The sequence below is a fragment of the Sporichthyaceae bacterium genome, from assembly GCA_036493475.1.
In the GTDB taxonomy this organism is placed as follows: domain Bacteria; phylum Actinomycetota; class Actinomycetes; order Sporichthyales; family Sporichthyaceae; genus DASQPJ01.
The window spans coordinates 1-1751 of sequence record DASXPS010000156.1; the positions used below are offsets into that span (position 1 = coordinate 1).

The 1751-nt window shown below is 68.1% G+C and carries 1 protein-coding gene; it reads right to left on the reverse strand.

Annotation, left to right across the window (positions count from 1 at the left end):
* Positions 1-190 precede the first annotated feature (190 nt).
* A complete protein-coding gene (locus VGJ14_16060) occupies positions 191-1492 on the reverse strand; it encodes an IS256 family transposase (protein ID HEY2833945.1) in 1302 nt (433 codons plus the stop codon).
* Positions 1493-1751 lie beyond the last annotated feature (259 nt).

The following is a 1751-nucleotide window of genomic DNA, read 5'->3' on the forward strand; positions in this document are numbered from 1 at the left end:
GTAGAGACTCGTGTGAGCCGCCGAGAGTGCCTGGTTGATCGGGTCGCTGCCGGCGAAGTCCTGCGGCTTGTAGTCGCGTCGTTCCCAGTCCACGCCCGTGCGTTGCGCCTGTGCCCGGTAGACACGCCGGATGCGGGTGCCTTCGAGATTGTCCCGGAGTTCGTTGAACTTCGGTGGCGGTCCATGATCGTCAGGCGGCGGTCACGGTGTCAGTGTGCGCGGTCGTACTGACAGTTTCGGCGGCGACCTGCCGCTGCAGCGCGGTCCGTAGCGCGGGTAGGTGTAGATGACCGTTGACCCGGCGGAACTGCTTGCCGGCCTCGACCATCCCCGCCGCGCACCAGCGCAGCGCCATCTGCCCGTCCCGCCAGCGTTTCACGTTGGTCGCATGATCTCGGCAGATGGAGATCATCGACTCGATGGCGTTGGTCGAGCGCATCGTGCGGGCCAACGTGGGCGGCACCGCCAGCCGTAGCACGGTCAGGGTCTCGGCCAGGCCTTCCCGCAGCGAGGCCGCCGCCCCGGGATGAGTCCGGTCCAGCTCGGCGGCCAGCGTCTCCAGCTGGGCCTGCGCGGTCAGCGCGCTGTCGGCATGGTAGGCATCCCGCATCCGTCGTTGCACCACGCTGCGCAGTTTCTCCGGGAGCTTGTCCACCACGTTCCGGATTTTGTGCAGTTGGCAGCGTTGGACCACCGGGTGATCGAACACGTCGGCGACCGCTCGACGCAGTGCCTTCGACCCGTCGATCACCGCCAGGACCGGGCGGGTGACATCCAGGCCGCGTTCCCGCAGGCCCACGATCAACTCCCTCACCAGGGTCGCGTTCTCCGTCGAGCCCTCCACCAGCGCCAGCGGATGCTTGGTGCCATCGATACCGATGCCCAACGCCACGACACAGCAGTGCTCCCCGAAGTGCACCCCGTCCACCATGAACGCCACCAAGTCCAGTGTGGACAGATCGGCGGCGAGAAGTGCGGCCAGCGCGGTCTCGGTGGCGGCCACGAACTTGCGCGACACCGCCGACTTGCTCGTCCCCGACGCGGTGTCGGCGACCCGTGCGCCCACCGGTTCCAGACCAGCGACGTAGTGGCGGGCCGACAGCCCGGCCAGCATCCGCTCCAACGCCATCCGCCCCAACACGTCGGTGTCGTTGAGGACCTCATAGCAGGGCAGCGGCAGTTCACCGGAGCCATCCACGGCGCGCATCCGGGGCCGAGCGACCGGCACCCGCCGCCCACCCAGGGGCACCGAGCCGGGGCCGTGCCCGTGGCGCACCGCGACCCGGTCGCGGTTGTGCCGGTCACGCGGCCCGCATGCCGCGGCCACGTCGGACTCCATCATGGCGGTCAGTACCTGCAGGCCCGCACCTACCGCCAGGGCGAGCAGGCCCTCACGCAGGTCGGTGGTGATCTCGCCCAGCGCGATGCTGACCTGTTCGGGCACGGCGATCCGGGTCGTATCGATCTTCGATGTCTGGTAGTTCTTGTCCACGGCGGTCCCCTTGCTGGTTGGGTTGTCCTGGCAGACGCCCAACACCTACCTCATGGCGGGTCTCAGGCGGGGGACCGCCACCCGAGAAGTTCCACGAGACCTGGGACAAGCTCCGGTGAGCCGTTCTTCGTAGATTCGCAAGCCTTCTGCGCTCGATTCCAGCGCGGCGGAGTTGTCCAATTCGGCCTGGCTGAGGGCAAGGTTGAGCAGGGTGGTGCCCTTGCAGAAGTTGCTGACGAGCAAGCGACCGCGCCACCCA